The following is a 24,674-nucleotide window of genomic DNA, read 5'->3' on the forward strand; positions in this document are numbered from 1 at the left end:
GTCCGGCGACTCGAATGCACGGTCGCGAACAGGCGATGCGAACCTCAGCGAACCGGCCAAAATTCTCCGTGTGCACGACGCCGTACCATCGCCCCATGTGCCGACGTCACCGGCCTCGATGCGCTGCTGCAACAGCAGTTGACATATACCCGCATCGGGTGGGTAGGATCGTTCAGTTGAATTGGCTCGACGGGCGCCACTTCTCGATGGCGCCACTTCTCCTTCGACTGTCGATTTGTGCAGCGCTGACATCCCACGCGATTCCTGCACGAATCGGCAGCACGGAAGAGTCAAGCAAGTCAGCTCGCATCACCAGTAATGGCGTGCTCCATAGTCCACCGCATTATGCGCTCCCTTCGTATCGCCCTGCCGACGGATGGATGTTCCATGGACAACACCACTGCCACAGCCGCGAACGGCTGGCTGAAGAGCTATCACCCCACACCCGATGCGGCGCTGACCCTCGTCTGCTGTCCGTACGCGGGCGCCTCCGCCAGCGTCTTCACCTCTCTGTCCGCAGCCCTGCCCGCGTCGGTCGAAGGGCTGTCGGTCCAGTACCCGGGCCGGTCAGGGCTGCGCAGCGAGCCCGCGATCAGCGACATCGGACAGTTGGCGGACCGCATCCGCGCCGAGCTGCTCCCCTGGATCCGGGACGGCCGGCCCCTCGCACTCTTCGGCCACAGCATGGGGTCGGTGATCGCGTTCGAGGTGGCCCGGCGGCTGGAAGCGGAGGGGGCAGCGCCCGTGCATCTCTTCGTGTCGGGCCGGCGCTCCCCTTCCGACGGGCTCGGCCCGCACACCCCGCAGAACGACGAAGAGATAGTGGCGGAACTCAAGGACATGGGGGCCATACCCTCCAGGCTCCTGAGCAAGCCAAAACTACTTCAGGCCATCTTGACGGTGGTGAAGAACGACTATCGGGCGAATTTCGGCTACCGGGCTCCCAAAGAATCGACCGTCGAGTGTCCCATTACCTTCCTCCTGGCCGACGACGATCCTTATCTGGACCCAGACTCCGCACCCGGCTGGCGGAAGCACACGACCGGCAAATTCAGGACGGCACACTTTCCGGGCGGCCACTTCTTTCTGAAAGATCAGATTTCGGCCGTGGTCGACGAGTTCCTCAGGGACTTACAGATCATATCGGGTTGAAGATCCGATTTCACCGATGGGGGTTGAGCACCGTGGAACACAGCATCGTGGAACACCGGCAGATAGCGGTCGCACCGGAAGAACAGCAGTCTCTCGACCGCCAAGAAGTTCACCCGCCGTCTTCCTTCTCCTATCCGGCGATTCCGGGCGAGGAAACCGTCGGGACCACGAGCACGGGCGCGATCGACGCGCTGACGGTTCTCGTGTACGAGCGCGCGCTGGCCCACCACTCGGTCCTGGCCTCGGAGATCGCCGTGTGGCTTCGGCTGCCGACCGAAGCGGTCCAACGAGCCATAGACGTCCTGCGGGAGCTACGACTCGTCAAATACTGCGGGACGCGGAACGCCTACATCGCGGTGAGCCCGGAAGCGGCCCAGCTGGAGCTGGTGTTCCCGCTGGAGCAGGCCATACATGACAAACGCCGCGAGCTGTCGGACATCAACCGCCAACTCCAGCCGTTCACCGAGGTCTTCGGCAACGTACAGCGCAAACGACTGCGGAGCGGCACCGTCGTCGTCTCCAGCGACCAGGACGAGATCCTGCTGCGGCTAGCCGACGCCATCCGGCGCTGCACGCACGAGATCCTGGCCGTCTGGCCGGACGGCATCCACATGACCACGCTGTTCACGAGGACCATGGTGCTGGCGAACGAGGCGTTGCAGCGCGGTGTGAACGTGCGTCTGCTGTACCCCCACACCGCCCGCTCCCACATGCGCATCCGCTCCGACATGGAGCAGTACGTGACCGGTGGGGCGCTGGTGCGGACCTCCGACGAGTTCTCCGACTTCGTGGTCGTCGCCGACCACCAGGCGGCGTTCATCCAGGATCACACCGCCAGTCAGGACACCTTCGCGGTCAGCGCTCTGTACGAGTCGTCCGTCGTGAACCACCTGCGCCGCACCTATGAGAACGCCTGGCAGGCCGCCAAACGGTTCGACGGCCAGGTCAGCTCCCCTTACGGAGACACGCTCGACGAACTGAAGATCACGATCCTGCGGATGCTCGCGTCAGGGCTGAAGGACGACGTGATAGCCCGCCGGGTGGGCATCGCTCCGCGCACCCTGCGACGCCACATCTCCGTGATCATGAAAGAACTGCGTGTCGACAGCCGCTTCCAGGCGGGTGTGGCCGCGGCGGAGGCCGGCTTTCTGCAGGGAGCGGCACTCGTCTGAGGCCGGCCGGGGGGCTCGACCGTGTGCCCCGGTAGGCCGGGCGCCGCACCGCGCCCGGCTCGCACGCCCCCTGCCGGGGGTGTCTCCCACCGACCGCGTGGCCCGGGGGTGGATCACGCGAAGGACTGCCCGACGTAACGGGGCACGCCCATGGCCGCGGCGACGACCATCCCCTTCTTGTGCGTGATGGAGAGGTGGATGCCCGCCATACCCGCATCGGCGGCGATCCGTTCCGCTCTCCCCGACAACCGGACCACGGGGGCTCCACCGCCGGAGCGCAGGATGGCGATCTGGCGAGGAGTCACTCCCGATCCGAAGCCGGTGCCGATCACCTTGAGCGCGGCTTCCTTGCCGGCGAACCGGCCGGTGAGGAACTCCCGGGCCCGGTCCTCCCCGAAGCCCGCCGCGACAGCCAGTTCCTCGGGGGCGTACACATACGCGCGGAACCAGTCGCGGCGCAGAAGCCGGTCGAGCTCGCCCGCCTGGAGCACATCCACACCGATCCACACGGCGCACCACCTCACCTCGTCACGGAAGCGTGCGGTCCTCGGGCTCAGTCCTTGAGGAACGTCCCCTTGTACACGCCCTGGAATACGGCCAGTCGCTGGATGTGTCCGGTGCCCTCCATGAATTCGAAGGCGCGCGCGTCGCGGTAGGCCTTGTTCAGCCAGGGGTCCGTGACGAGGGAGCCGGGACCCAGCAGGTCGGCCGCCAGCAGTGTGCAGCCCTCGGCCAGCTCCGCGGCTCTCGTCTTGACTCCGGCGATGTGGTCGGCCCGTACCCGGCCCGCGTCGATGGCCGAGGCCACCTGGTAGTTCCGCTGCCGGACGGCGGCGACCCGGTCCCGCAGCTCCTCCAGACGCAGGCGGTCCGTTCCCGTGATTCCCGGGCGCTGTTCCTGGACATGGTCGAGGACCGCGCGGGCGAGACCCAGCGCCGTACCCGTGAGGACCGGCCGGAACCGCTGGAGGGTCCGGATCGCGCCCACCAGCCCGCGCCGCGTGGACTTGAGGGTCTTGAACCCGAGGATCTGCTCGGGCTCGACCCGGACGTCGTCCAGGGTGATGTGGGAGATGCGCGCTCCGCGCAGTCCCACGGTGGGGATCGGCTCCGCGTTGAACCCGGGCTCGTCCGTGTCGAGGAGCACCGCCTCGATCCCCAGCGGGCCCGGCGCCCGCCGGCAGAACACCACGCCCAGCTGGGCGAACGCGGCGTTGCCCACATAGCGTTTCGTCCCGCTGAGCCGGTATCCGTCACCCTCCGGAACGAGCGTCGCTTCCAGCTCGGTGGCGGCCGAGCCCTTGCGCGGTTCCGTGAGCCCGAAGAACGTCCAGGTCGGCTCCCGGCCGGCTACCCGCTCGTAGTAGCCCTTGCGCTGCGAGGTGTCGCCCAGCGCGCCCACCGTCACACCGGACATCAGCGGGCCGGGACAGGCCAGCATGAAGCCGGTGTCTCCGTAGCTCAGCTCCTCTATGGTCACCACGTGTTCGAGGCATGAGGTCATGTCGTACGTGTAGGGGCCGGCCACGATGGGCTCGTCGACGTACTCCAACGGAATGGTGCACGACCGCATCAACTCCACGGCCCTGAGGTCCAGCCACCGGTCGATCGCCGTGGGATCCTGGTCGAGTTCCAGGCCCAGGCCGCGCGCGCGCAGCTCCGCGGCGGCTTCCGCGACATGGCCCCGCAGTACGGTCGTGCGGTCGCTCTCAGCTGCTGCCATCTCCTGTGTCCCCCCACTCGCTTCCCAGATGCAGATAGGTGTTGCCCAGCAGCTCGGCGACGTAGAGAACCGGTCCGGGGCCCTCACTCGTCAGGCTGTGGGCGCCGTACAGCTTGAGCACCGTGCGCCCCGCGCGAACCAGGTCCGCGTGTGCGCGCCGGAGCCCGGCCGCGGTGAGGGAGGGCAGTGCGAGCAGGTCCTGGGTCTCGGACAGGGCCAGGGCCACATCGGCCACCGAGCCCTGCACGAGCTGCCGGTTGAGCAGGCTGGTGCCCTCGGAGGTGCGTTCGCCGAGCCGGGTGACGGCCTGGTCGAGCACCGCGTGTACGGCCGCTCGGTGCAGCCGTACCAACCGGTCGGCGAACGCGACCAGTTCACGGCCGGCCGAGGGCGGACCGCCGCTCGCCACCGCCAGGGTCCCGGAGCTGCCCGGAACCGGTACGCCGGTCCGCAGCCGCAGGGCGGACGCGACCGTGTGTCCGCCCCGGGAGACCACGAGAGCACCGGGCGCGGCCTCTTCGTGACAGCCGTCCAGCAGGGCGGCGAACTCCGGCAGGCCGGTGACCGCCGCGGGAGCGGGGGGTTTCAGCGTCGTCATGTGCCCGCTCCCGTCCCGGCCGCACCGGTACGGCCGGGAGTCTCCCGGTCCGAGCGCAGTACGGCGAGGTGGGTGCTGCCGGTCCGGGGATCGGTGTCGCACAGCACGACCGCCGCGTACTCCTGCCGCCAGGTGCGCCAGTGGCGCGCCAGAGCCAGCCAGACACTGGTGGCGTACGTGCCGGCGGCGAGCCGCTGACGGCGCGCGGCCGGATCGAGACCCGACTCGTCGAACCACGGTCCGAGGACCAGCAGGGTGCCCTGCGGGTCCGCGGCGACCAGCTCCGTCAGCCTCTCCACGGCGGCTCGCGTCGTGTCGATGGCCGACACGTCCGTCACCTGGGGCCCGCCGTCGACACCGAGGACCAGCAGGGCCCCGGAGTCCGTGAGAGGGGTGTCGTGTGCCAGGGCGAAGCGGGTGGGCAGGGTGGTCTGCTCCAGGACCGCCAGCACGGCCGTCCGGCTGCGTCCGGACCGCTGGAACGCGGAGATGATGCGCAGCGCGGTGAACGGCGCCGCCAGTCCTTGCTGGGAGATGCCGAAGCTGGTGGTGGCCCTGTCGCCGAGGAGCCAGTTGAGATGCGGTGCTATCGCGGCGAACGGGGTGACGTCGGGCAGGGCGTGCGTCACGATCACCAGGTCGGGGTCGCACCGCCGGATGTCCTCCGGCGCGCCCAGGCGGTCGATCAGCTCGCGGTGGGTGACGTGGGGCGCGGAGCGCAGCAGCTCCTCGTCCACCGTCATCCCGAAGGGTTCCACCAGGTCGCGGTAGTAGGAGAGCGTGGCGGGGGACTCGTCATAGGGCGTGCCGGGCGGGGAGATCACCGCGCTGGCCGCTTGGAGTGTGGACATCGTGGTAGGCCTCACACCTCGCTGGTGGGCTGCTGGGCGAGGACGTAGTCGGTGAGCGTCCCGACGGACTTGAAGTCGTCCATGTCGAGATCCTCCGGGTCGACCACGATCCCGATGCCGTCCTCCAGCGCCATCAGCATCTCCAGCACCGAGGTCGAGTCCAGGTGGAGATCCTCGAACAGCCGGACGTCCTTGGTGAGGCCGTCGACCTCACGCTCCAGGACCTCGCTGAGGGCGGCCTCGATGGCGGTCACCACGTTCTGAGGTTCCATGGCATGTGCTCCTCTGGTCATTTGAAGTCGACAAGGCGCTGCTTGAAGAGCAGTTCCTCGGCCCGGTCCCGCTCGCGCACCAGGTGCGGCAGCCCGTCGTGGACGAGGACCTCGGCCGGGAAGCCGTGGCTGAGGAAGAGGCCGGGTGAGGCGCTCGGACCGTACGCACCGGACCGCTCGACCCCCAGCAGGTCACCGGGCTCGACGGCCGGGAGGGCCACCTTCTTGCCGATGACGTCGTTGGGTGTGCACAACGGGCCGGTGACGGTGTAGGCGGCGACCGGTTCGTCGGCGTACCGGGTCAGGGACCGGATGGGGAAGTTTCGCTTGACGAAGCTGCCGATGCCGACCGCGGCCATGTGGTGGTTGGTGCCTCCGTCGGCGACGACGAACTGCTCGCCCTGGGACTCCTTGACGTACAGCGCGCGTACGACGTACGTACCGCACCAGGCCGTCAGGTACCGCCCCAGTTCGTTGATCAGGCGGCAGCCGGGGTGGGCCTCCGCGAAGGGGGCGACGACCTCGTTGATGCCGGCGGCGGTCCGTTCGATGTCGAGGTCGCTCTCGTTGTCGAAGTAGCCGACACCGAAACCGCCGCCGAAGTCGACGGTCTCCAGGGGGATGCCGAGCTGCTCCGACAGCTCATGGGCGGTCGCGAGGATCTGCCGGGTGTTGTGCACCAGGTCGTCGGCGTTGAGGAAGCGGGTGCCCATGTAGACGTGGATGCCCCGCACATGGACACGTTCCAGCCCGTCGAGCACCTCACGGGACCGGCGCAGCAGCTCCACGTCCATCCCGAACTGCCGGGGCTTGCCGCCCATCGACAGCCCGGAGCCCTTGCTGTGGAAGTCGGGGTTGATCCTGAGCAGGACCGGGACCTCCGCCCTGCCCGTCTCGGCGGCGATCCTCTCCAGCTGGAGCACTTCCTCCAGCGATTCGCACACGATGGCGTGAATGCCGGCGGCGACGCACGCCTCCAGCTCGGCGGGGGTCTTGCCCGGGCCGAGGAAGATGATGTCCTCCGGGGCGATGCCCGCACGCTGCGCGGTCAGCAGCTCGACCATGGAGGAGATCTCCGCCCCCGCGCCGAGCGACCCGAGGTAGGAGCAGACGCTCACGTTCGGGTTGGCCTTGAGGGAGAGGAATATGTCCACGGCCGGGTGCAGCAGATCCCGCAGCCGCTGGTAGACGGACCGCAGCACATCGGCGTCGTAGAGGTACAGCGGGGTGCCGAACTCCTCAGCGATCTCGGAGACCGGTACACCCTGCACATGCCATTCCGTGGTCTTCACGGTGTCCTTTCGTCGATACCGAAGCGACGGAGCGTTCCCTCCACCCGCCGGTCGAGTTCTGTCAGCTGCCGCGCGTCGTGGGCGAAGAGCACGCTGTACAGCCGGCCGCCGAACGGCGGTGGGGAGTCGGCCTGCGCGTTGACGGTGCCGAAGCAGGTGATGACCAGTCCGGTGCCGTCCTCCGGCGGATCGGCCAGAGGACCGAGGGCCTCGGCCACCTCTTCGAACGGGACGGGTGCGTCGAGGCGCAGCGGATAGTGCTTGGCCAGGGCGACCCCGCCGGGCCGCTGGAAGAGCTCGGTGACCCGTCCCTGGTAACTCGACATGTTCAGCCGGGCGTTGATCTCCAGGACCGGGTAGACCAGGTCGTCGGCGCCCAGGAGGGCGTCCACGCCGACGACTCCGAAGAATCCGTCGGCGTAGAGCCTCGCGCCGAGGAGCTGGGCGGCCTCGGCCAGGGTCGCGTGCTGCTCGGCGGTCAGGTTGGCGGGCATCACGTGGCCGAGGTGCACGCCACCCGCGGTGAGCGCCTCCTTGACGAAGTCGAGGCGGGTGCTGCCCGTGCGGTCGATGGTGAACTGGTAGTTGAGGTCGAACCGCTTGGGCAGGAACGACTCGACGACGACGTGGATGCGGTCGTCTCCGGTGGAGCGCGCCCTGCGGTCGATCAGCCGGAGCAGCCGGTCGGCCTTGCGGCCGCTGTCGACCACCACGAGACCCCTGCCGGAGACACCGAAGGCGTCCTTGACGATGACGGATCCCGCGTTGTCGCCCCAGTCCCGGTCCAGGGCCCGGTGCAGCTCTCCCACCGTCTCGCAGCAGAAGCCGGGAATCGCCCGCAGCCGGAGTTCCTCGACCAGCCGTCGGCTGTAGATCTTGCTGTTGACACGCTCGTACACGCCGGCGTCGGGTACGGCCGGCCGCAGCCCCGTCTGCTCCGAGATGCGCTGCTCCTGCGCGGAGTTCCCCATGGGCATCAGATAGGCCCCGCCCCGGGCGAGGGTGCGCAGGCGGTCCATCAGCTCCGGGGAGTCGAGCACGGCCCGGCTGGTGCCTCCGGCGCCCGCGGGGGCCCGGGTCAGCAGCTCGGTGGGCGCACCGAGCCCGGACTTCTCGATGTAGCGGCGGTAGCCGCCCGACAGCGGCCGGTCCAGCAGGAGGTAGTCGGCCGGCTCGGCGAGGAGCGCCCCCAGCTCCTCCATCCGCTGGACGGTCGCGGTGGTGTTCGAGACGCGGGGCGCCGGGAGACCGACGTAGTCGAGGGCCCACTCCCTCTCCACCTCGAAATTGCACAGCCAGACGAACCGGGCCTCGCGGTCGCCGGTGAGCGCCTGTTTGAGGTCGCTCGTGTACACGGGCTCGGACACGGTGATCACCGCCTCCGGTGGGTGATGACCATCGCGCCGAAGGTGGCTCCCAGTCCTACGGAGACCAGCACGTAGTTGGCCCCGTCGACGAGACGGTCCTCCTCGTCCCGGAGCGTCGTGTAGTTGACGAAGACGTCGGACGCGTAGCAGTGGCTGTAGCGCGGGATGTTGCTCAGGAAGAACTTCTCGGGGTCCGCGCCCATCTCCTTGATCGTCTGGCGCCAGGAGACCATGTTCACGTTGTGCGGGATCACGAGCTCGATGTCGGAGAACGCCAGTCCCGCCCGGTCCACGGCCTGCTCGATGACCTCGCCGAGTACGGAGCCGTAGGCCCGGCCGAAGTCCTGGGTCTCCTCCCTGCTGAGGTCGAGGCCCGCGGCGAACCGGCCGAGCGTGCGCGTCACGTAGGAGCGCACCACGTCACCGGGTCCGTCCACGGTGACCAGGCAGGCGGCCGCCGCGTCCGCCATGATCGCGCTGTTGGGGATCAGCTGCACCTTGGGCGAGTAGGCGCGTTCCCCGGTGACCATCAGGGCGTAGGACGTCCCGGAGCCCTCGGCCCGCAGCAGTTCGCCCGCCACGTCGACGGCCCCGAGGCTGCTCACACACGCCTGGTGGCTGAGGGCGAAGGCCTCGGCGTCGTGCAGCCCCAGGTTGTCCTTGATCACCTGGGCCGCGTCGATGTGCGGCGGGGTGAGCGTCTGCATGGTGTGCGCGAAGATCACGTAGTCGACGGTGCGGCCCGCGGGCAGGGCCTTCAGGGCCCGCTGCGCGGCCGGCAGCACCAGGTCGAACAGGCCCACGTCCGGAGCGAAGCGCAGCCGGTCGAGTCCGTAGATCTTCCGGAACACACCGATCTCGGGCCGCCTGAGTCCGAGACTGCCGGCGACCTCGTCGATCGTCACGCTGGGTTCGGGGAGGAACGATTCGATCCTCTCCAGGGTCGTGGCCCCGCTCATCGGGTGTCCTCTCATCGACCGGCGAATTCGGAACGCACGAGCCAGCTCCGGGAGATGCCGCGACGGTCCCGGGACTGCACCTCGTAGGGCCAGCGCCCCGCACCCGCTCCGGGCTGCCCGGGCTCCTTGATGTCCTGGACCTTCCAGCCCGCGCTGCCGAGGAACTCCTCCGGCTCGTCGGTGCCGAAGAGCCACGGCGTGTCGTCGTCCTTCAGCGCCTTGAGGAACTCGCGGGAGAACGGGCTGCGCAGCAGCGCCTTGTTCACGAGGTCGACCGCCAGCCGGCTTCCCGGCGCCGAGACCGATCCCAGGGTCGCCAGGAGCGTCTCGGCCTGCTCCTTCTCAAGGAAGAACAGCAGACCCTCCGCGACCCAGAGCGTGGGCGCGGCCGGGTCGAAGCCGGCGCGCTCCAGCTCGGGCAGCCACGCTCCGGCGAGGTCCGCGGAGACCTCCCTGCGCTCGGTCCTGGGCTCCGCGCCCAGTCGCGCGAGGCGCTCACGCTTCTCCTCGATGAGGGCCGCGTGGTCGACCTCGTACACGACCGTGCCGTCGGGCCACTCCAGGCGGAAGGCCCGCGTGTCCATTCCCGCGGCGACGAAGACGACCTGCCTGATGTCGCTGTCGCGCAGGCTTTCCTGGACGCTTTCATCCATGTATGCCGTGCGGATGGCGATGAACGGAAGGAGTCCGGCACCTCCGTATTTCTTGAGCAACTCGAATCCGCGCGGCGCCGCGAGCGCTCGGGCATAGGGGTCCTGGAACATGGCGTCACTGTCACGCTCGGATTCGAGCGCGCGAGCGGCCGCCGTCCATTGGGCGGTGTACGAAACGGCTTCCATGGTTCGTGTGCCCTCCGTGAGCCGGGTGTTCAGACGACGGTGAAGAACGCCTTTTCGATGGCCGAAAGGGTCTGGAAGTCCTGCAGTTCGATGTTGTCGAAGTCGATCTCGACGCCGCTCGCACCTTCGATCGCGTAGACGAGTTCGACGAAGGAGAGCGAATCGACGAGTCGGCTCTCGATGAGGTTTTCGTCGGCTTCTATGGTCTGGCGTTCGGGGTGGCGGCTCAGGATCCACTCGCGTACTTCGCCTATGTCGGCAGAAGGCATGTCAGTCTCCTCGATCGCTCGGAGTGATGTGAGCTTCTCTGTTCCTCGGTCGCTCATACAGGTCGAATAAGCGACTGCGATGGCACAGGGGGAATCGTGCGCGATACTCACTTCGATGTGTTCGATACCGACGGTGGCGGCCAGCTCGCTCGCCCGGCCGCTGAGCCGGACCTCGGGCCAGCCGCCGGCCCCCCGAAGAATCTCGATACCGCGCCAGGGCAGCGTCTGTCCCGGCAGGTGAAACAGCTTGAAGACCGCTTCTTTCGCGGCCAGCCGGCCCGCGATGCCCTCGATGTCGGGGTCGTCCGGCAGGCGCAGTATTCCGATTTCTTCCTCGGTGAGCAGCCGGTACAGAGTCCGTTCGGATCCCGGGGCCAGCATTTTCCGTACGCGGCTGAAGGGGACCAGATCGATTCCGACCCGCCCGCCCCGCATATCAGCCGACCTGTTGTGCGGCGGCCCGTACCGATTCGAGCGCCTGTCGCGCGTCGCCGCCGTACTGTTCGTCGAGCACGGCGAGCCAGCGTTCGAGACCGAACGCGACACAGCCCGTATAGGCGTGTTCGCCGCCCTGTCGCAGCCGGATGTCGCACCGCTCCCCGAAGAAGTTCCGGTGGGTGTTCACCGAGGCGATGGCCAGGTCGCCCCGGCAGAATTCGTACTTGACGGGGCTCAGCCGTTGCAGGAGAGCGCGGGCACCGTCGTTCTCGAAGAACGGGTCGGTGGCGGCGACCTTCTTGAGATCCAGCGAGAGCGCCCGGGCGAACCGATCGATGCGGCCGGTGAACTCGGCGATGACGTTCTGCGTGTGCTCGAAGCTCCCCAGGGCGACGATCTCCCGCATCTGGAAGCTCACGAGCCGCCGGAGGGGACTGAAGCGGTCCTCGTTGCGGAAGCAGCGGTTCACCAGCGTGACCAGGGTGTTGTCGTCGACTCGCGTGCCCTCGTAGTAGAGGTACGCGCCGTAGCAGGTCGCGTGCGGCAGTCCGAACCGGGCAGCGCCCAGATCGCCGGCGGCGAAGCGTCCGTCGACCGGCTTGCCGCGGCCGGCCTCCAGGTCGAGCGGCGCCGCCACCAGGTTCAGGTGGGGGAAGTTCACATAGACGTCGAACTTCTCCAGATCGGAGACCGGGTACATGGGCGGCGGCAGGATCTCGCGTGCGCCGGCCGACCTTCCCCATCCGGTGAACGTCGCGTCGAGTTCCCTCAGCAGATCGGTCTGGTCGGGATCCAGGATGACCAGCGCGTCGGAGAGGCTCGCTTCCTCCTGCGACGCCGGCATCAGATGATCCCCGTCTTCTCCAGGAACTTGGCCGTCTTGCGGAAGACAGCCTTCTCCAGCTCGATTCGCTGGGGCGAGTCGAGCAACTCGCGCCTCAGCTGCTGCGGGTTCTCTATCCCGGCGTCGCGGTACACCTGGGGGTTGTACAGCGACTCGAAGCTGAAGGTCAGGTAGCGCCTGATGTACGTGGAGATGTCCTTCAGCTCTTCTTCGGACGCGTTCTTCCGGACGTCGGCGAAAAGAACTGTCACCAGCTCCCGGCCGAAGGCGATGTGGCGGGATTCGTCCTGGTGGTGGATGCGGTTGATGGCACGGATCGTTTCGTCGAGACGATCGTCCAGCGCCATCTTGGAGTTGAAGTGGTCGACCAACTCCTCGAAAATCAGGATCCGGACGAAAACCATGAGGCTCTCGATGTTCGACTGGGGTATCTCCATGTTGACACCCCCCGGCTGCCGGTAGATCTTCTTCCCGTACCGCAGGCAGAACTCCGCGAAGAACCACATGTGCTCGTTCTCCTCACCGATGAAGTGGTGGAAGAACTCGGAAGGCGTCTCGAAGCCGGATGTGTGGATCCGCTTGGTCACCTCGATGAGTAGTTCGCGAATACCGTGCACGTTCAGGCTGTAGAAGTTGATGCTTTCGTGGCGCGAAAGCGCGAAGAGCTGGTTCTCGGTGAGTCGCTCTGCCGCTTCCGTACCGTAGGTGGTGGTCAGTTCCGGGCTCATCCACCACATGTTCTCGGGAAGGCTGTCCGGCCACTCGAAAAGCTGGTACGGGTTGTAGTAGTCGTCGATCGATTTCGAGGTCAGACGATTCAGAATTCCGAGGAAGCGCTCGTCCTGATCGATCAGGTTACTGACCATGTGCGATTGGCCTCCAACTCATCTCGAACCTGCACGCGTGCCCATTGGCGATTTCGTCGACCGCCGACATAATCGGCGACGTCACGACAGTAAGGACGGCCGATCGGCCGACGCAAGGACCGAAAGCGGCCTGGCCCGGAACGGCCAACACGACGCGGACCACCTCGGTCACCGGACCGGCTCGGGCTTCCATCCGTACGCCTGGGCCGCCCCTCGTTCCGCTGTCAGGGGCCGGCCCCGGTCGCCCCGGGACCGGCCCCTCGCGCGTACGGGGCGCCGCCGGGTCAGCCCAGTCGCAGGTGGTGCAGCATCAGCAGGGCCGCCGCCATGTTCGCGGCGGGCACCTCGCCCCGGGCGATCATGTCCGGGACCACCTTGAGCGGTATCCACTCACGGCGCGAGGACTCGAAGGCGTCCTGCGGGGGGCCGGTCCAGTGCGCCTCGTCGGACCAGTACAGGTGGTGGCGGGCGTCGGTGAGGCCGTTCGACGGCTCCACCGTGAGCAGCGGGCGCAGCGCGCCGGGGCGCCAGCCGGTCTCCTCCTCCATCTCGCGGGCCGCCGCCACCGCGATGTCCTCGCCGTCCTCGACGACGCCCGCGGCCAGCTCCCACCCCCAGCTGTCGGTGATGAACCGGTGCCGCCAGAGCAGCAGCACCTCGTTCGCCTCGTTGACCGCGGTGGCGGCCGCGACGGGTCGCAGCCGGATGACGAAGTGGTCGAGGTGGCTGCCGTCGGGGAGCTGGACGTCCGCCAGATTCACCCGGAACCACGGGTTCTGATACACATTCTGTTCGCTTAAGTTCGTCCACTGCACGGTTCTGCCGCCTTTCGGCATGTTGGGGTCAACATGCCAGCAGGCTCGACTGCCGGAGGGAGCGAACGACGGGGCGTCGGCAGAGCTCACAGAGGCACGCGGAGCGCCTCGTCGATGAGCTCGGTGGTCCCCACCGCTTCGGAGCAGCCGCTCGCGGCCAGCTCGCCGCGGACCTGCCGCAGCCGGTCGCGCAGCCGCTGGGACTCCATCCCCCGGGCCCTCAGCGCCATTTCGGCCGCTGTACCGGCCGCGCGGTCGGGCTCGCCCTGAAGCAGCTCGATATGGCTCAACATCGCGAGACGGTGCACGCGCCCCCGGTCGTGCGCCGGGGCGCGCACGGCGGAGGCCGCGTGCTCCCGGGCGGCGGGCAGATCCCCGAGACCGAGCAGCGCCTCCGCCACCTGGACGTCGACCAGGCCCGGCTGGACGTAACCCGTCTCGTCCGGCTCCCGGCCGGTGTGGATCCGGCCGGCCTGCGCCTCGGCCCGCCCGATGCAGGCCCGGGCGCCGGCCGCGTCGCCCAGCCGGGCGTACGCCTTGGCCTGCATGGCGTGCAGATCCGCGGCGAGGGCGGGGGTGATGTGGCCGCCGGCGGCCCGCAGCGCGGCTTCGGCGAAGGCGATGGAGCGACGGTAGTCGCCGAGGAACAGCGACTGGGTGACCAGCAGGGCGATCACATAGCCGCCGAGCCCCCGGTCGCCGCTGGACTTCGCGAGCCGCAGCGCCTGGTGGAAGTAGCGCTGGGCCAGTCCGTGGGCGTCGGAGTCGTAGGCGCAGATGCCCGCCACCGCCACCAGTCCCGCCGTCGCCCGGTGCAGGCTCCGGCCCAGGGCATCGCTGTAGCCGCCGCGCAGCAGCGGCGCGGCCTCCGCGTTGAGGAAGCGGACGATCCGGGACCTGGTCGCGACGCCGCCCGTCTTGCGGTACATCTGCTCGTAGTGGTCGCGGGCCGACTTGAGCATCGCTATGTCGGCCGCGCTGACCCGGCCCGGCCCCGGCCGTGAGACGTCCGTGTCCTCCGGCGGGTTCTCCCACTCCCAGACCGGCATCACCGCCGGGGTGCCGGTGACGGCGGGCACGGTGGCCAGGTGCGGGCGCCGCTGTTCGTCGGAGCGCCACAGGGCGGTGGCCCGCTCGACGAACCCGGAGAGGGACGCGCCCTCGCCGGAGTCCGCCCCGGGCCCGGCGCAGGTGCCCAGCCCGACGTCGTCGAGCCCGACGGGCCGCCCCAGCCGGCCGGCCAGCACCTCGCAGATCAGGTCGGGAACCTGACCGCGCGGACGCTGGCCCTTGAGCCAGCGGGAGACCGCCGTGTGCTCGTACCGCAGGCTCAGCCCACGGGCGAGGCCCGCCCGGTTGACGTGACCGGCGAGGCCCGCACGGGACACACCGGCCTCCTCGATCAGGGCTTCGAGCAGGACATTGGGCTCCATCGTCCCCCCAGGTGCGTGTCGCGATCAGCCTAGTGGAGCACGATTCACACGGGGTGTGAACCAAATGCCCGAACCCTCCCGCTGTGCGCTCTGCCGCGCGGGTCCCGGGCTCGGTTGAATGAGCTCCCTCGCAAGAGGCGGCCGGGTCGTCGGCTCCCCCTCGTAACGGCCTACGACCCGCAACCGCGCCGTCCGCGCTGCTGACCTGCCCGACACTCCGAGGCAGCGCGGACGGCGCCCGGACCGCACGGCCCACTGACCGACGACGAAGGAGGGTGGCTGCGGAACGGACGTCGGAACCGCGTTCCTCCCGGTTCCGGCTCCGGATCCGGCGTGTGGTCCCACCGTCGCTCGGCGGGAAGGGAGAAGGGGCGTATCCGGTGGCCGGATACGCCCCTTCTCAACGCCTCGGCGCGTGAGGACTACGCGCCGCGCAGCACCGCGCCCGTGCGCTCGGCGGCCAGGGCCACCGCGCTGTCGCGGGCGGCCGAGGCCTCCTCGACGGTCAGGGTGCGGTCGGCGGCGCGGAAGCGCAGCGCGTACGCCAGGGACTTGTTGCTCCCGCCGATCTGCTCGCCGGTGAAGACGTCGAACAGCCGGAGCGATTCGAGGAGTTCACCCGCGCCCTCGCGGAGCGCGCGCTCCACGTCGGCGGCCGGCACGTCTCCGGCGACGATGAGCGCGACGTCCTGGGTCGCCACCGGGAAGGTGGAGATCCGGGGCGCCTGGAGCGCACCGTCGACGGCCTTCTCCAGGATGTCCAGCTCGACCTCGGCGGCGCAGGTCCGCTCGGGCAGGTGGAGTGCCTTGATCACGCGCGGGTGCAGTTCGCCCGCGTGTCCGAAGAGGGTCTCCTCGCCGTCCACGGTGACGTACAGCGCGGCGCAGCGGCCCGGGTGCCAGGGGGCGTGCTGGTCGGCGCGGACGGTGACCTCGACGCCGGCCTCGGCGGCGATCGAGCGGGCCGCCTCGATGGCGTCCGCCCAGGTCGCCGGGGTGCCCTTGCCCCACCAGCCGGCCTGCTCGCGGGCGCCCGCGAGGACGACGGCGGCGCGGCGCGGCTGACGCGGCAGCGCCGCGTCGAGAGCGGCGATCTCCTCGTCCGTGGGCCGGCGGTCGACGGGCAGCCGGACGGCGGGCGTCTCCTCGCCGGTGGGCCGGAAGACGAGGCCGGTCTCGAAGAGCGCCAGGTCGTGGCTGCCGCGGCCGTCGTTGCGCCGCAGCGCGCCGAGGAGGCCCGGCAGCAGCGTGGTGCGCAGCGCCGGCTCCTCGTCGGAGATCGGGTTGACGAGCTGGACCGTGCGGCGGCGGGCGTCGTCCGCCTCCAGGCCCAGCTGGTCGAGGACCGCGTCGCCGATGAACGGGTAGCTCAGCGCCTCGACGTACCCGGCTCCGGCCAGCACCCGGCCGACGCGGCGGTGCAGCCGCTGGCGGTCGGTGAGGCCGCGGCCGGAGGGGGGCGTCGGCAGGGTGGAGGGCAGGTTCTCGTAGCCCTCCAGCCGGATGACCTCTTCGACGAGGTCGTTCGGCTCGTTCAGGTCGGGCCGCCAGGACGGGACGGTGACGATCAGCTCGTCCTGCCCGTAGACGTCGCAGCCGACCTCCTGGAGGCGGCGGACGACGGTCTCGCGGCCGTACTCCACACCGGCCACCCGGTCCGGGTGGTTCGCCGGCATCGCGATGGTGCGCGGCGCGGACGGGGCGGTGATCTCGGTGACCCCGGCCTCGGCGGTGCCGCCCGCGAGGAGGACCAGCAGGTCGACCGTGCGCTGGGCGGCAGCGGCGGCGGCCTGCGGGTCCACGCCGCGCTCGAAGCGCCTGGACGCCTCGGAGGACAGCTTGTGGCGGCGCGCGGTGCGGGCGATCGAGATCGCGTCGAAGTGCGCGGCCTCGATGACGACCTCGGTGGTGAGGGCGTGCTCGCCGTCCGCGTCGGCGATCTCGGTGTTGGCGCCGCCCATGACGCCCGCGAGGCCGATCGGCCCGCGGTCGTCGGTGATGACGAGGTCCTCGGCGTCCAGCACGCGCACGGTGCCGTCCAGCGTCGTGAGCTTCTCGCCCTGCGCGGCGCGGCGCACGCCGATCGGCCCCTCGACCCGGGTGCGGTCGTAGGCGTGCAGGGGCTGGCCGAGCTCCAGCATCACGTAGTTGGTGATGTCGACGGCCAGCGAGATGGGGCGCATCCCGGCCTTCTGGAGGCGGCGCCGCATCCAGATCGGGGAGCGCGCCTCCGGCTGGAGACCGGTGACGGTGCGCGCGGTGAAGCGGTCGCAGCGAGAGGGCTCGGAGATCTTGACCGGGTAGCCGTACGCGTTCGGCGCGGGCACGTCCAGCAGCGCCGGGTCGCGCAGCGGCAGCCCGTACGCGATGGCGGTCTCCCGGGCGACACCGCGCATCGAGAGGCAGTAGCCGCGGTCCGGGGTGACGGCGATGTCGAGGACCTCGTCGACGAGCTGGAGCAGCTCGATCGCGTCGGTGCCGACCTCGTGCTCCGGCGGCAGCACGATGATGCCGTGGGTGCCGTCGTCGCCCATGCCGAGCTCGTCGGTGGAGCAGATCATGCCGTGCGAGGTCTTGCCGTACGTCTTGCGGGCGGCGATCGCGAAGTCGCCGGGCAGGACCGCGCCCGGGAGGACCACGACGACCTTGTCGCCGACCGAGAAGTTACGGGCGCCGCAGACGATCTCCTGCGGTTCGCCGGTGCCGTTGGCGGTGCCCACGTCGACCGTGCAGAAGCGGATGGGCTTCTTGAAGCCCTCCAGCTCCTCGATGGTCAGGACCTGTCCGACGACCAGGGGGCCCTTGAGGCCCTCGCCGATCCGCTCGACGGTCTCGACCTCCAGGCCGACGGAGACGAGCTCGGCCTGTACGTCACGGCCGGTCTCCGTCGCCGGCAGGTCGACGTATTCCCGCAGCCAGGAAAGCGGGACGCGCATCAGATCTCCATCCCGAACGGCCGGGTGAACCGGACGTCACCCTCGACCAGGTCTCGCATGTCTTCGACGTTGTGGCGGAACATCAGCATCCGTTCGATGCCGAACCCGAAGGCGAATCCGCTGTACTTCTGGGGGTCGACGCCGCAGGCGACGAGCACCTTGGGGTTGACCATGCCGCAGCCACCGAGCTCGATCCAGCCCTCGCTGCCGCAGGTGCGGCAGGGGCGGTCCGGGTTGCCGACGGACGCGCCGCGGCAGACGTAGCAGACCATGTCCATCTCGGCGGACGGCTCGGTGAACGGGAAGTAGTTCGGCCGCAGCCGGGTCTTCATGTCCGGTCCGAAGAGCGCCTGGACCATGTGGTCGAGGGTGCCCTTGAGGTCGGCCATGGTGAGGCCCTCGTCGACGGCGAGCAGCTCGATCTGGTGGAAGACCGGGGTGTGCGTGGCGTCCAGCTCGTCGGTGCGGTAGACCCGGCCGGGGCAGACCACGTAGACGGGGGGCTTGCGCTCCAGGAGCGTGCGGGCCTGGACCGGCGAGGTGTGCGTGCGCAGCACGACGCCGGACTCGTCGCCCTCGGTCGCCTTCCCGCCGGGCGTGGCGCCCCGCACGAAGAAGGTGTCCTGCATCTGGCGGGCCGGGTGGTCGGGCACGAAGTTCAGGGCGTCGAAGTTGAACCACTCCGCCTCGACCTCGGGGCCCTCGGCGATCTCGTAGCCCATGGCCACGAAGACGTCCGCGACGCGCTCCATGAAGCTCGTCAGGGGGTGGCGGGCGCCGGCCGGAGTGCGGTCGTAGGGCAGCGTGACGTCCACGGCCTCCTCGACGAGCACCCGGGCGTCCCGCTCGGCCTCCAGCTCCGCCTGGCGGGCGGCGAGCGCCTTGGAGACGGCGCCGCGGGCCTGGCCCACGCGCTTGCCCGCCTCGGCCTTGGCCTGCGGGGGCAGGGCGCCGATCTCGCGGTTGGCGAGGGACAGCGGCGAGGTACCTCCGGTGTGCGCGGTCTTCGCCTGGGCGAGCGCGTCGAGGTCGCCGGCGGCGGCGAAGGCGGCGAACGCCTCGTCCCGCAGGCGCTCGATCTCTTCCGGTTTCAGTGCCTCGACCTCGACTGGGTCGTACGACTTGTTCGGTGCCGACATCTCTTCCCGTGCTTCCGATTGGCTGGTGGCGCGACCCGGCTGGAGACCGCTGGACGCAAAGGTGCCAAAGGTCGAGTCTAAAGGCCGCAGGACGGTCGGGGCGCCCGCAGGCTGCTCACACCAGGTAGGCGGGCATGCTCACGGGCAGGACGAAGCGGAACTCGGCTCCGCCGCCGGGCCCCCGGTCGACGGTGATCGTGCCGCCGTGGGCCTCGACGATGCCCTTGACGATATAGAGGCCCAGGCCCGTGCCGCCGCGCTTGCTCCCCCGCCAGAAGCGGGTGAAGACACGGCCCATCGACTCCTCGGGGATGCCGGGGCCCTCGTCGCTCACGGTGACAGCCGTTCCCGTCTCGTCGTTCGCGCCCGGCGCGGGTGCCGGGGCGATCTCAATGGTGACGGTTCCCTCACCGTGGCGCACCGCGTTTTCCAGGAGGTTGCCGAGGACCTGGTCGACCTTGTCGGGATCGGCCCACAGGGCGGGCAGGGGTCCGCGGGCCCGGACCCGGAAGCGGTCGGGCTCCTGGCCGCCCGTGATGAGCGCCTGGATGTGCCGGGCCACGGCGGCGGAGACGTCGACGGGCTGGCGGCGCAGCTCCAGGCGGCCGGAGTCGATGCGGGAGATGTCGAGCAGCTCGGCGATGAGCCGGGTGACCCGGCCGGCGTCCGCGTCGACGGTCTCCAGCATCAGCCGCTTCTGGTCGTCGGTGAAACGTTCCCACTTGGCGAGCAGGGTGGCGGTGAACCCCTTGACGGAGGTCAGCGGGGAGCGCAGTTCGTGGGCGACGGTGGCGATCAGCTCGGCGTGGCTGCGTTCGGTACGCCGGCGGGCCTCGGTGCCCCGCAGCGAGACGACGACCCGGCGCACCGGGCCGAGCGGGTGCTCGCGTACGTAACGGGCGGAGACCAGCACCTCACGGCCGCCGGGCAGCAGCAGGTTGCGCTCGGGCTGGCCGTGGCGGATGGCGAGTCCGCCGTACGGGTCGGTCAGGGCCCACCAGCGCTTCCCCTTGAGGTCCTCCAGCGGGAGGACGACGTCCAGGGGACGTCCGATGGCGTCGGCTCGGGTGGTGGCGGTGATGCGGGCGGCGGCGGCGTTGAAGCAGACGACGTGCCCGCTCGCGTCGGCGACGACGAGACCGTCGGGAAGGTCGTCCGGGTCGAGGCCCGGGGCCTCCGGGCCGAGGCCGTCCGGACGGGCCGCCGGCCCGTCCTGCTCCTCTTCCGCCGCGCGCGGTGCGGTGGTGTGCGCCGGTCCCGGCGAGCTCATGCCGACAGCCATCTTCCCGTATCCCCACCTCTCGAACCGGTGCAGTGGGCCCCCGAGTTCGTCACCCTACTAGTCGTCGGTGAACCGGCGACACCCTGTGGGGGCGCGGAGGGGAGTGCGCCGGTGGGAGGGGCGCGGGAATGGCCGGGATCGTGTGCTGACGGGCCCCGGGAGCGGTGTTACGCGTGGGGGGCGCGCCGGGGCCGCTGCGCGCGGGCGGAGGCGTACAGGCAGACGGCGGCGGCGGTGGCGAGGTTGAGGCTCTCCGCCTTGCCGTGGATGGGGACGCGGACGACGGCGTCGGCGAGCGCACGGGTCTCCTCGGGGAGCCCCCAGGCCTCGTTGCCGAAGACCCAGGCGGTGGGGGTGCCCATGGTGCCCGCGTCCAGCTCGTCGTCCAGGTCGTCGGCCCCGGCCCCGTCGGCGGCGAGGATGCGCACCCCCGCGTCCCTCAGGCCCTGCACGGCCTGTTCGACGGGTACGCCGACGGCGACGGGCAGGTGGTAGAGCGAACCGACGGAGGCCCGTACGGACTTGGGGTTGTAGAGGTCGACCGAGGCGTCGGTCAGGATCACCGCGTCCGCGCCCGCCGCGTCGGCGCAGCGCAGGACCGTCCCGGCGTTCCCGGGGTCCCGCACGTTGGCCAGAACGGCCACCAGGGTGGGCTTCGCGGCGAGGATCTCCTGGAACGGGGTGTCCAGGAAGCGGCAGACGCCGATGAGGCCCTGCGGGGTGACGGTCTGCGAGACGTCCGCGAGGACGTCGTCGTCGGCCAGGTGCACGCGGGCGCCCGCGGCGTGGGCGGCCTCGACGATGTCGGCGTACCGGTCGGCGGCCTCGGGGGTGGCGAACAGCTCGATGAGGGTCGGTTCGCCGTCGCCGCCCCGGTGGGCGGCGGCCTCGCGTACGGCCTGGGGCCCCTCGGCGATGAACCTGCGCTCCTTGCCGCGGAAGTTGCGGCGGGCCAGCCGGCGGGCGGCGGCGACACGGGGGGAACGCGGGGAGATCAGTTCGGGGGTGCCCATGGTCGGCGGCGAGCCTCTCTGCGTACGGCTGTGGCGGTGGGGAGTGTCTGGGGGGCCGACGCACCGGACCCGCAGGCGGCGTGCGCCTGCGGGTCCGGTTCGCTTACCTGGAAGGGGGTGCCTGGATCAGGCGGCCTTCGGGGCGTTGACGTCGCTCGGGAGGGCCTTCTGAGCGACCTCGACGAGGGCGGCGAACGCGTTGGCGTCGTTGACCGCGAGCTCGGCCAGGATCTTGCGGTCCACCTCGATGTTGGCGGCCTTCAGACCCTGGATGAGGCGGTTGTACGTCATGCCGTTCTGGCGGGCAGCGGCGTTGATGCGCTGGATCCACAGCTGACGGAAGTCGCCCTTGCGCTTCTTGCGGTCGTTGTAGTTGTAGACCAGGGAGTGGGTGACCTGCTCCTTGGCCTTGCGGTACAGACGCGAGCGCTGACCGCGGTAGCCGCTGGCGGCTTCGAGGATTGCCCGGCGCTTCTTGTGGGCGTTGACTGCCCGCTTGACGCGTGCCACTTGTTAACTCCTTGTAGCGGGGCCGTGGGTGTCCTCACACGGCCCGGAAACGAATTGGTCCCGGTGTGATCGAGGTCGTGCCTCCGGGGCGAGCCGGAGGCCGAGCCTCACTTGCCGAGAAGCTTCTTGATCTTCTTGGCGTCGGCCGGAGCCACGACGACCGTGCCGGTCAGCGAGCGGGTCTTCTTGGACGACTTGTGCTCGAGCAGGTGGCGCTTGCCGGCCCTCTCGCGGAGCACCTTGCCGGAGCCGGTGATCTTGAAGCGCTTGCTGGCACCGCTGTGCGTCTTGTTCTTCGGCATCGCGCCGTTCTCTCCTCGTCAGTGGCGCCCCTCACGGTGCGGGGCACCGGACTGCAGGGGCGTCAGATCTCTATGGGATTCCGGGGGGACCCGGGGCCGCCTGGATGGCAGCCCCTGAGGTCACGCCTCGGAAGGTGTCTCGGCCGGAGCCTCGGCCGCTTCGGCCGGAGCCTGGGCGGTCTCACCCTCGGCCGGCGCGTCGGTCGTGCCCTGACGCTCGGCCTTGCGGGCGGCCTGGGCCTCACGGGCCTCGGCCATGGCTTCGGTCTTCTTCTTGTGCGGGCCCAGAACCATGATCATGTTCCGGCCGTCCTGCTTCGGGTTGGACTCGATGAAGCCCAGGTCCTCCACGTCCGAAGCGAGACGCTGGAGCAGTCGGAAGCCCAGCTCGGGGCGGGACTGCTCACGACCACGGAACATGATCGTGATCTTGACCTTGTCGCCCTGCTTGAGGAACCGGACGACGTGACCCTTCTTGGTGTCATAGTCGTGCGGGTCGATCTTCGGCCGGAGCTTCATCTCCTTGATGACCGTGTGCGCCTGGTTCTTGCGCGCCTCACGGGCCTTCATGGCCGACTCGTACTTGAACTTCCCGTAGTCCATGAGCTTGCACACGGGCGGACGGGCTGTCGCCGCCACCTCGACCAGGTCGAGGTCATACTCCTGTGCGAGTTCCAGGGCCTTGGCAAGCGGAACAATCCCGACCTGCTCGCCACTGGGACCGACAAGTCGGACCTCGGGAACGCGAATCCGGTCGTTGATGCGGGGCTCGGCGCTGATGGATCCTCCTCGGTAGCACCACGCGACCGCCTGGCGGACAGCCGCGTAACGTCTTATAACGTCAAGACCAACCGAGCCGGAAGCGCAAAAATGCCCCGGACGGGACACAGGCGAGGCTCCAGGAACTACCGGAGCACCGCCGCGGTCAACCGCGGGGCGCATCGGACGGTTCCATCGTCCGTACGGAACGATGGGGACCGTCTGACCGGTGACCCGCCGTCCGGTGAGGACAGCCAGGTGGGAGATCGGAGCCTCCACTTGTGGGCCGGGCACATAGGTGTCCGGCCGGTCGTTACACAAGGTTAGCAGCCCGGCCCCGGGTGCGCTAATCCCGCACATCCCCCGGTATCGCCCTCCCTGTCGCCCCAGGTCTTTACCCGCGGCCCCCGAAGCGGCTCCCGCGCGCGGGAGGGCGGTGGCCTGGCCTTATCGTGTGGGCATGAGTGACGCGACCCCCAGCAGTGACAACCCCGGCTTCGACGACATGGCCCGCGACATCGCGGAGGTCCCCGCGGTCGAGGTGATCGTGACGGTCGCCGTCAACCTGATGAGCGCAGCCGCCGTGAAGCTCGGTCTCACGGAGGAGGGCGAGCAGCACAAGGACCTCGACGAGGCCCGCAAGCTGGTCCAGGCACTGGCCGGACTGCTGGACGCGAGCGCCACGGAGATCAGCACCTTCCACGCCTCGCCGCTGCGCGACGGCCTGAAGTCCCTCCAGCTCGCCTTCCGCGAGGCCTCGCTGGTGCCGGACGAGCCCGGCCACGGCCCCGGCGAGAAGTACACCGGTCCCGTCTACGGCTAAGGGCTGTCCCGCAATTCCCGGTGGATCGGCGCGCGGCGTCAGATGCGGTGCATCGCAAGGCGAAGGGATGTCCGCATACTGGATGTATGGGGACGTTCCGACAACGCGGCGGGGTGCCGTAGCTGTCGTCGCGCGCCCGCCGGGAAGTGCGGGACAGTCCTTAGCCACCGGCCCCTTTCCCGTACGCCGGGAAGCCCGCCGTCTCCCCGTGGGGCGGCGGGCTTCCGCATGTGCGGCTGGCCGGAGCGGTTCCTCAGATGGCGTCCTCGGTCTCCGCGGGCATGACGTTGGGGTAGGGGTGGGTGAGCCGGTGGGCGTAGGCGGCGATCGCTCCGCCGACCAGGGGCGCGACGATGAACAGCCAGAGCTGGGAGAGGGCCGCGCCGCCCGCGAAGAGCGCCGGGCCGAAGCTGCGCGCGGGGTTGACCGACGTTCCGGTCAGCGGGATGCCCACCAGGTGGATCGCGGCGAGCGCCAGGCCGATGGGCAGCCCGTCGAAGCCGGTGACCGCCACCTTGTGGGTCACCGCGAGGACCACGTAGACGAGCAGGAACGTCAGGACCACCTCGGCGAGGAAGGCGCCGCCGATGTTGATGCCGACGGCCGACCGGTCGTCGTAGCCGTTGGTGCCGAACTCGCCACTGGTCTCCAGGCCCGGGATCTGCTTCGCCAGCAGGAACAGCAGGGCCGATCCGACGATCGCGCCGAGGAACTGGGCCACCCAGCGCTCGACGGCCGTACGGATGTCGATCCGGCCCGCCATGTACATCCCCAGCGTCACCGCGGGATTGACATGGCAGCCGGAGATCGGGCCGAGCGCGTACGCCAGCGCGAGGAGGGTGAAACCGAAGGTGAGGGCGATGCCCACCGTGCCGAGGTACTCGACGGCGACCACCGCGGACCCCACGGCGAAGAACACCAGCAACAGGGTGCCGAGGAACTCGGACGCCACGATCCGCTTCTGCATGGAACCACCTCGCGCGCTTGATCGGTCGGTCGGATTTCTCCGCAATCCCGACA

25 protein-coding genes are annotated in these 24,674 nt (G+C 69.7%); 3 read left to right on the forward strand and 22 right to left on the reverse strand.

The window, feature by feature from the left end; translation table 11 throughout:
- Positions 1 to 387 precede the first annotated feature (387 nt).
- Together OG245_RS06085 and OG245_RS06090 are read left to right on the forward strand one after the other, a co-directional pair.
- Positions 388 to 1,152: a thioesterase II family protein gene (locus OG245_RS06085; RefSeq protein ID WP_371622515.1), complete on the forward strand. Its 765-nt coding sequence runs from the start codon at positions 388 to 390 to the stop codon at positions 1,150 to 1,152.
- Between the two features lie 32 nt (positions 1,153 to 1,184).
- Positions 1,185 to 2,324, forward strand: coding sequence for a LuxR C-terminal-related transcriptional regulator (locus OG245_RS06090; RefSeq protein ID WP_371622516.1), 1,140 nt, complete (start codon positions 1,185 to 1,187; stop codon positions 2,322 to 2,324).
- A gap of 113 nt (positions 2,325 to 2,437) precedes the next feature.
- Here the strand turns inward: OG245_RS06090 and OG245_RS06095 are convergent, their stop codons facing one another.
- The 21 genes from OG245_RS06095 to infC form a co-directional block, all read right to left on the reverse strand.
- Entirely contained in the window at positions 2,438 to 2,833 is a 396-nt protein-coding gene (locus OG245_RS06095) for a holo-ACP synthase (protein ID WP_371622517.1), read from the reverse strand.
- Positions 2,834 to 2,877: 44 nt separating this feature from the next.
- A complete protein-coding gene (locus OG245_RS06100) occupies positions 2,878 to 4,047 on the reverse strand; it encodes an acyl-CoA dehydrogenase family protein (protein ID WP_371622518.1) in 1,170 nt (389 codons plus the stop codon).
- Positions 4,034 to 4,645 carry a hypothetical protein gene (locus OG245_RS06105; protein ID WP_371622519.1) on the reverse strand — a complete coding sequence of 204 codons (612 nt, stop codon included), beginning with the start codon at positions 4,643 to 4,645 and terminating at the stop codon, positions 4,034 to 4,036. Before OG245_RS06105 ends, OG245_RS06100 begins: the two co-directional genes overlap by 14 nt.
- Positions 4,642 to 5,496, reverse strand: a complete 855-nt coding sequence (locus tag OG245_RS06110; protein WP_371622520.1) for a hypothetical protein — start codon at positions 5,494 to 5,496, stop codon at positions 4,642 to 4,644. Before OG245_RS06110 ends, OG245_RS06105 begins: the two co-directional genes overlap by 4 nt.
- A gap of 11 nt (positions 5,497 to 5,507) precedes the next feature.
- Entirely contained in the window at positions 5,508 to 5,768 is a 261-nt protein-coding gene (locus OG245_RS06115) for an acyl carrier protein (RefSeq protein WP_371622521.1), read from the reverse strand.
- A gap of 17 nt (positions 5,769 to 5,785) precedes the next feature.
- Positions 5,786 to 7,060, reverse strand: a complete 1,275-nt coding sequence (locus OG245_RS06120; RefSeq protein ID WP_371622522.1) for a diaminopimelate decarboxylase — start codon at positions 7,058 to 7,060, stop codon at positions 5,786 to 5,788.
- Complete coding sequence (locus tag OG245_RS06125; protein WP_371622523.1) at positions 7,057 to 8,427, reverse strand: hypothetical protein; 1,371 nt, start codon at positions 8,425 to 8,427, stop codon at positions 7,057 to 7,059. Before OG245_RS06125 ends, OG245_RS06120 begins: the two co-directional genes overlap by 4 nt.
- 5 nt (positions 8,428 to 8,432) lie before the next feature.
- Positions 8,433 to 9,386, reverse strand: a complete 954-nt coding sequence (locus tag OG245_RS06130; protein WP_371622524.1) for a 3-oxoacyl-[acyl-carrier-protein] synthase III C-terminal domain-containing protein — start codon at positions 9,384 to 9,386, stop codon at positions 8,433 to 8,435.
- An 11-nt stretch (positions 9,387 to 9,397) separates the two neighbouring features.
- Positions 9,398 to 10,225 (reverse strand): class I SAM-dependent methyltransferase, encoded by an 828-nt coding sequence (locus OG245_RS06135; protein ID WP_371622525.1) that lies wholly within the window; start codon positions 10,223 to 10,225, stop codon positions 9,398 to 9,400.
- 29 nt (positions 10,226 to 10,254) lie between these two features.
- A complete protein-coding gene (locus tag OG245_RS06140) occupies positions 10,255 to 10,929 on the reverse strand; it encodes a 4'-phosphopantetheinyl transferase superfamily protein (RefSeq protein ID WP_371622526.1) in 675 nt (224 codons plus the stop codon).
- A 1-nt stretch (position 10,930) separates the two neighbouring features.
- Complete coding sequence (locus tag OG245_RS06145) at positions 10,931 to 11,776, reverse strand: hypothetical protein (protein WP_371622527.1); 846 nt, start codon at positions 11,774 to 11,776, stop codon at positions 10,931 to 10,933.
- Complete coding sequence (locus OG245_RS06150; protein WP_371622528.1) at positions 11,776 to 12,642, reverse strand: diiron oxygenase; 867 nt, start codon at positions 12,640 to 12,642, stop codon at positions 11,776 to 11,778. The genes OG245_RS06145 and OG245_RS06150 overlap by 1 nt, the downstream gene beginning before the upstream one ends.
- 284 nt (positions 12,643 to 12,926) lie before the next feature.
- Complete coding sequence (locus tag OG245_RS06155) at positions 12,927 to 13,457, reverse strand: NUDIX hydrolase (protein ID WP_371622529.1); 531 nt, start codon at positions 13,455 to 13,457, stop codon at positions 12,927 to 12,929.
- Positions 13,458 to 13,543: 86 nt separating this feature from the next.
- On the reverse strand, positions 13,544 to 14,890 hold the full coding sequence (locus tag OG245_RS06160; protein ID WP_371622530.1) for a transcriptional regulator: 1,347 nt from the start codon (positions 14,888 to 14,890) through the stop codon (positions 13,544 to 13,546).
- Between the two features lie 422 nt (positions 14,891 to 15,312).
- Positions 15,313 to 17,826 (reverse strand): phenylalanine--tRNA ligase subunit beta, encoded by a 2,514-nt coding sequence (pheT, locus tag OG245_RS06165; RefSeq protein ID WP_371622531.1) that lies wholly within the window; start codon positions 17,824 to 17,826, stop codon positions 15,313 to 15,315.
- On the reverse strand, positions 17,826 to 18,965 hold the full coding sequence (gene pheS / locus OG245_RS06170) for a phenylalanine--tRNA ligase subunit alpha (protein WP_371622532.1): 1,140 nt from the start codon (positions 18,963 to 18,965) through the stop codon (positions 17,826 to 17,828). Before pheS ends, pheT begins: the two co-directional genes overlap by 1 nt.
- A gap of 115 nt (positions 18,966 to 19,080) precedes the next feature.
- Complete coding sequence (locus OG245_RS06175; protein WP_371622533.1) at positions 19,081 to 20,247, reverse strand: ATP-binding protein; 1,167 nt, start codon at positions 20,245 to 20,247, stop codon at positions 19,081 to 19,083.
- Positions 20,248 to 20,414: 167 nt separating this feature from the next.
- Positions 20,415 to 21,260: a TrmH family RNA methyltransferase gene (locus OG245_RS06180; RefSeq protein WP_371622534.1), complete on the reverse strand. Its 846-nt coding sequence runs from the start codon at positions 21,258 to 21,260 to the stop codon at positions 20,415 to 20,417.
- 126 nt (positions 21,261 to 21,386) lie between these two features.
- A complete protein-coding gene (rplT, locus tag OG245_RS06185; protein ID WP_003970214.1) occupies positions 21,387 to 21,770 on the reverse strand; it encodes a 50S ribosomal protein L20 in 384 nt (127 codons plus the stop codon).
- Positions 21,771 to 21,877: 107 nt separating this feature from the next.
- A complete protein-coding gene (rpmI, locus tag OG245_RS06190; protein WP_003970213.1) occupies positions 21,878 to 22,072 on the reverse strand; it encodes a 50S ribosomal protein L35 in 195 nt (64 codons plus the stop codon).
- Between the two features lie 120 nt (positions 22,073 to 22,192).
- The gene (gene infC / locus OG245_RS06195; RefSeq protein ID WP_371627819.1) at positions 22,193 to 22,909 is read right to left on the reverse strand and encodes a translation initiation factor IF-3; all 717 of its coding nucleotides are present in this window, start codon (positions 22,907 to 22,909) and stop codon (positions 22,193 to 22,195) included.
- 382 nt (positions 22,910 to 23,291) lie between these two features.
- Between infC and OG245_RS06200 the strand changes: the two genes are divergently transcribed.
- Entirely contained in the window at positions 23,292 to 23,654 is a 363-nt protein-coding gene (locus OG245_RS06200; protein WP_371622535.1) for a DUF1844 domain-containing protein, read from the forward strand.
- A gap of 253 nt (positions 23,655 to 23,907) precedes the next feature.
- Here the strand turns inward: OG245_RS06200 and OG245_RS06205 are convergent, their stop codons facing one another.
- The gene (locus tag OG245_RS06205; RefSeq protein WP_371622536.1) at positions 23,908 to 24,621 is read right to left on the reverse strand and encodes an MIP family channel protein; all 714 of its coding nucleotides are present in this window, start codon (positions 24,619 to 24,621) and stop codon (positions 23,908 to 23,910) included.
- Positions 24,622 to 24,674 lie beyond the last annotated feature (53 nt).

The sequence above is a fragment of the Streptomyces sp. NBC_01116 genome, assembly GCF_041435495.1.
GTDB lineage: Bacteria > Actinomycetota > Actinomycetes > Streptomycetales > Streptomycetaceae > Streptomyces.